Here is a 4,838-nt window from a genome sequence, read left to right on the forward strand (position 1 = left end):
TGTCGTTTTCCGCTAAAGGCTGGACTTGAAAACACCCGGATTTCATGGTTCAAGCCTGTTGCAGCATATTCTGATTTCCGTTAATTCCTGGAATCAGGGCGAAATTTCCGTTAAAGTTGGACTGAGTGAACACCCAACCGGACGACGGAATGCGACGAATCCCCTTGAGCAGACGCTCCCATATCACTGGCTTCCAGCCGGTGCGGCAGAAGGCCGTTGAACATGAGAGCGCGCTTGAGCGGGACTTTGTGTTGCTTACCCAGTTCCGCGATCCGGCCGCCGAGCTGGTTTCGCAGCCCGAGACGATCCACTTCATGGATGCGGGCAAGCCGCGGCGGTACACGCCGGGCTTTCTGGTGTCCTGGAGCGACGGGCGACGTGAACTGGTCGAGATCAAATACCGCACGGACCTGCGCAGCCAGTGGTCGAACCTGCGCCCAGCGTTCAAGGCGGCGCGCGACTGGGCGCAAGCGAAGGGTGTCACCTTCCGCATCGCCACGGAGTGCGGCATTCGTGGCGTGGAACTGGAGAATGCGCTGCGATTGATCCCGCTGCGCTCGGCTCCACTGGACGTGGCGGCGTGCAATGCCGTGTTGTCGGCGTTGAAGTCGCTGCGCGCGCCGACCATCGGACAACTCGTATCGACGGCGCGGCTTGAGCGCCCGTTGGCACTCGCCACCATCTGGAGAATGCTCGCGCAGGGGCGCTTGCTGGTCGATGACCTGTCGGTGGCTCTGCTTGCCAGCAGCCCCGTGCGGGCGACATGACCGCAACCATCGACCTCACGCAGGTCAGCGAAGCCGATTGGGCCAGGGCACGCGACCGGCTCGCCGTAATCCGCCGTCTGGCCAAGGCCACCGAGCGCACGCGCGAGGATGTGGCCCAGGTAGCCAGCCAGATCGGATGCAGCGTCAGCTCGACCTACGACCTGCTGGCGCGCTATCTCGCCGCTCCGCAGTTGTCCAGCCTGCTGCCGCAGCAGCGTGGCCGCAAGCAAGGCAAGTCGATGCTGGCGCCGGAAGTGACCGCGATCATCAACCAGGTCACGGAGGAGATGTACCTGACGCGGCAGAAGCCACGGGTGTCGGATCTGGTCGCGCAGGTCCATATACGGTGCCGAGCGGCGGGCCTGGAGCTGCCAAGCCGGGGAGCGATCGAGCGCCGGCTGAGTGCCCGCCCAGCTTCGGAAGTGATGGCCCAGCGTCATGGTCGCAAGGCTGCGCGTGATCGGTTCGCGCCGGCGGCTGGGTCGCTGGAAGCGCCCTGGCCGCTGTCGCTGGTACAGATCGACCACACGCTGGTCGATGTGATCGTGGTGGACAGCCAGACGCGCGAGCCGATCCAGCGGCCCTGGCTGACGCTTGCCATTGACGTGTGCACGCGTTGCGTGGCCGGTCTGCACCTGTCTCTGGAGCCCCCGTCGGCAACGTCGGTGGCGCTGTGCATCAGCCAGGCCGCGTTGCCGAAGGATGCCTGGCTGGCCGAGCGGGGTATCGACGGAGCGTGGCCGGTGCACGGTATCCCCGAGCGTCTGCACCTGGACAACGCCAAGGAGTTCCGCTCCGAGGCGCTGCGACGCGGTTGCGAGCAGCATGGCATCGCCATCGACCATCGGCCGGTGCGCACGCCGCATTACGGCGGCCACATCGAGCGTCTGATCGGCACGATGATGGGCAAGGTTCACCTGCTGCCGGGAACGACCTTCTCCAACGTGCAGGCCAAAGGCGATCTCGATCCCGCCAAGAGCGCCGTGATGACCCTGGAAGAAGTCGAGCGGTGGCTGGGCCATGCCATCGCTGGCGTGTACCACCGCGAAATGCATCGAGGGCTGGGCGTACCGCCGTTGGTAGCCTGGGAGAAAGGCATCTCGGGCGATGATCAGGTGCTTGGGCGAGGTAGTCCGACGACGGTGAACGATCCGCGGCGCTTCCTCATCGATTTCCTGCCGATCGCCCGGCGTCTCGTGCGGCGCGATGGAGTGTCGCTGCACTCCATCGGCTACTGGTCGGACGTGCTGTCCACCTGGATCGGGCATGCGGAGCCGATGATCATCCGCTTCGATCCGCGCGACCTGAGCCGCATCTACCTGCTGGGGCCGGACGGAATCTACTACGACCTGACCTACCGTGACTTGCGGCGCCCGCCGATCAGCCTGTGGGAACACCGGGCGGCGCTCAAGCGGCTGCGCGAGCAAGGCAATGCGCACGTCGATGAAGCCGCGATCTTCCGCGCGGTGGAAGCCATGCGCGAAATCGCTGACCAGGCGGCGCACACCAGCAAAGCCGCGCGCCGGCAAAAGGAGCGGCGGCGCATGGTCCAGCAAAAGCAGGCCGTCACCGCGCCGGCCGCTTCCGCCCCTCTGAAAACCAATGATCTTCCTGCGAACGGGCAACAGCCGCATGAGCAGATGTTCCCGTTCGAGGAATGGAATTGAGCGGCGACTACCCACACCTGCATCCCTCCGCACGCGCATGGGCAGACGAAGACGCGCCATCGCGGGTACGCCGCATCCGCACGGATCGGTGGATCGGCTACGCACGGGCGCAGGCCGCACTGGCGGCGATTGAGGATGTGCTGTCATTCCCGAAGCGAACCCGGATGCCGAACCTGCTTCTGGTCGGGCCGACGAACAACGGCAAGACCATGATCGTCGAGAAGTTCCGCCGCAGCCATCCGCCGCTGGCGGCGGCGGATACGGAAGACGGCATGGCCCGCATACCAGTCCTGAAAATACAAATGCCGGCTGGCCCTGACGAGTTGCGCTTCTTCGGTGCCATCCTAGAAGCACTGGGGATGAACCAATGGTCCAGGGAAAGGGTCGCTGCACAGCAGAGCCTAGCGACTCGCCTAATGCGCTCAACTGACGTGCGCATGCTCATCATCGACGAATTGCACAACGTCCTCTCCGGCTCGGCAGTCCAACAACGGCGCATGCTCAACCAACTGCGCTGGCTCGGCAACGAATTGCAGATACCGCTGGTCGGCGTAGGCACCGCTGAAGCGCTGCGAGCCATTCGCAGCGACGACCAACTCGCCAACCGCTTCGAGCCCTTGGCGCTGCCGGTGTGGAACGAAGATGAGGCGTACCGTCGCCTGCTCAGTACGCTGGAGGCGCTGCTGCCGCTGCGCGCACCCTCCGGACTGGCACAGCCTGCGTTGGCAGAAAAAATCTTTGCCATGTCCGAAGGCGTGCTGGGCGAGATCGTCTCGATCGTGACCCGCGCTGCCGCAACGGCGGTCACCTCAGGCGCGGAGGCCATCACAGCGAAGCTGATCGAGAAATCCGGCTTCATCTCGCCCACGGGGCGCAGGCGCGTGAACGTGTGACGGCTGCCCGCATCCCGGTCTACACCGAACCGATGGCCGACGAGGCGCTGGCCTCGTGGTTGTGCCGCCTTGCGTCGATGCTCGGCATGTCTGCGCACACCTTCGTTCGCCATGCCTTCGGCATCGACAGCCGTGGCGATGCGCATTGGTGGCGCCGCCCCAGCCGGGAGCATCTGGCCACCATCGGCCAGAAAACCGGTGTCAGCGCCAAGCGGCTCGGGCATATGACCTTGGCAGGATGGTCGTCGGCCAGATCGGATGAACGCCAGGGGCGCTGGAGTGCCCACTACGTCCACCAGCCATCCGTGAAGCAGCCCAATGACCGCTTCATCGCCGTCTGCCCGCGCTGCCTGGCCGAAGACAAGCATGCGTATATCCGCCGCAGTTGGATGATCGGTTGGCTCGCCGCTTGCCCGCGCCACCGCAGCGTATTGACGAGCCGATGCCCTGCTTGCGCGAAAGACCTGCGAATAGGTGATCTGAGCAGCCGGGATGCAATCGTTCTCCATGGCTGCCACCGCTGCGGTGCCCCCTGGAGCCGCTTCACGCCCCGCTCGGCCATCCAGCCTGCCATAGAGTTGCAAGAGCAGTTGCTGAACCTGAAACGTCACGGCGCAGGTGATCTGCCCGGTATTGGCCCGGTTGATTGGGGTACGCTGACCGTGATTGCCGATCTGATCTCCGCGGCAGTGTGGGAGGATACGGCGGATCATCGCCGCGAGCGCCTGTTCAGCCGCATCGTGTGCGACCTTGGAATGCAGGCCGATGAACGCCTCCTGATCAAATGGCAGTCCAACTACGGCACTTTGCTCATCTTGGCATGGGCCATCCCGGACTGGCCAACTCGCCTTGAACAAATGCTCGGCGATCTGCGCGCTCTGAGCGTCGCGAGCCTTCTGGAACTGCTGCCGGAGGTGGACACAGCAGACCGCCAACGCCTGCCCAGCCTTCTGGGCTCCGCATGCGGTTACCAACGGCAAGCGAGCGATTTGGAGCACTGGCGGGAATGGTTGGATGCCATGGTCGCGTCCGGCATGGACTTCAGAGCAAGAGCCCGACGGATGTTCCACCAAGGCTACTATGACCGGCTCGGTGTGTTTGCCCGGCTGGCAGAAGGCGACAGCATTGAGCAGGCTGCAGCTGGTGTGGGGCTGAAGCCCGCCACCGTTGAAGGGTGGATAGAAACGGCCATGACCTACGGCATTCACATGGTCATTGAGAAGGCCTTGCGCCTGAACCAGTTGACTCCGCAGCAAGTGAGCGACATCAGGCAATGGCTCACCCGCGCAGACGTGAACCTGACCAATCGGAACGGCTGGCGAGCCGATCATGCCCGGCATGAGATTGCACGGCAGTTCGGCATCAACGTCTCGGTAGGTGCGGTTCAACTCCTTCTCCCAAGCTAGGACCAGTGCTGTAGCGCTCTTCGCGCTGCGTGCCATCTCATTCCGGGATTTAACGGGCGATTCCGCCTTCAACGGAAATATTCCGGTCTTTAACGGAAAACGACA

Annotated in this window: 4 protein-coding genes; all 4 read left to right on the forward strand. The window is 63.9% G+C overall.

Annotated elements, in window-relative coordinates:
• The first annotated feature begins 164 nt into the window (after positions 1-164).
• Genes GO615_RS27065 through GO615_RS27080 form a run of 4 tightly spaced genes read left to right on the forward strand, consistent with a single transcriptional unit; the run spans position 165 to position 4,733 of the window.
• Complete coding sequence (locus GO615_RS27065) at positions 165-767, forward strand: TnsA endonuclease N-terminal domain-containing protein (RefSeq protein WP_211167394.1); 603 nt, start codon at positions 165-167, stop codon at positions 765-767.
• Positions 764-2,434 (forward strand): TnsB C-terminal domain-containing protein, encoded by a 1,671-nt coding sequence (locus tag GO615_RS27070; protein ID WP_169132951.1) that lies wholly within the window; start codon positions 764-766, stop codon positions 2,432-2,434. The genes GO615_RS27065 and GO615_RS27070 overlap by 4 nt, the downstream gene beginning before the upstream one ends.
• A complete protein-coding gene (locus tag GO615_RS27075) occupies positions 2,431-3,327 on the forward strand; it encodes a TniB family NTP-binding protein (protein WP_246262490.1) in 897 nt (298 codons plus the stop codon). Before GO615_RS27070 ends, GO615_RS27075 begins: the two co-directional genes overlap by 4 nt.
• Positions 3,324-4,733: a TniQ family protein gene (locus GO615_RS27080; protein ID WP_211167395.1), complete on the forward strand. Its 1,410-nt coding sequence runs from the start codon at positions 3,324-3,326 to the stop codon at positions 4,731-4,733. Before GO615_RS27075 ends, GO615_RS27080 begins: the two co-directional genes overlap by 4 nt.
• Positions 4,734-4,838 lie beyond the last annotated feature (105 nt).

Origin of the sequence: Aromatoleum evansii (assembly GCF_012910805.1) — a bacterium.
Lineage (GTDB): Bacteria > Pseudomonadota > Gammaproteobacteria > Burkholderiales > Rhodocyclaceae > Aromatoleum > Aromatoleum evansii.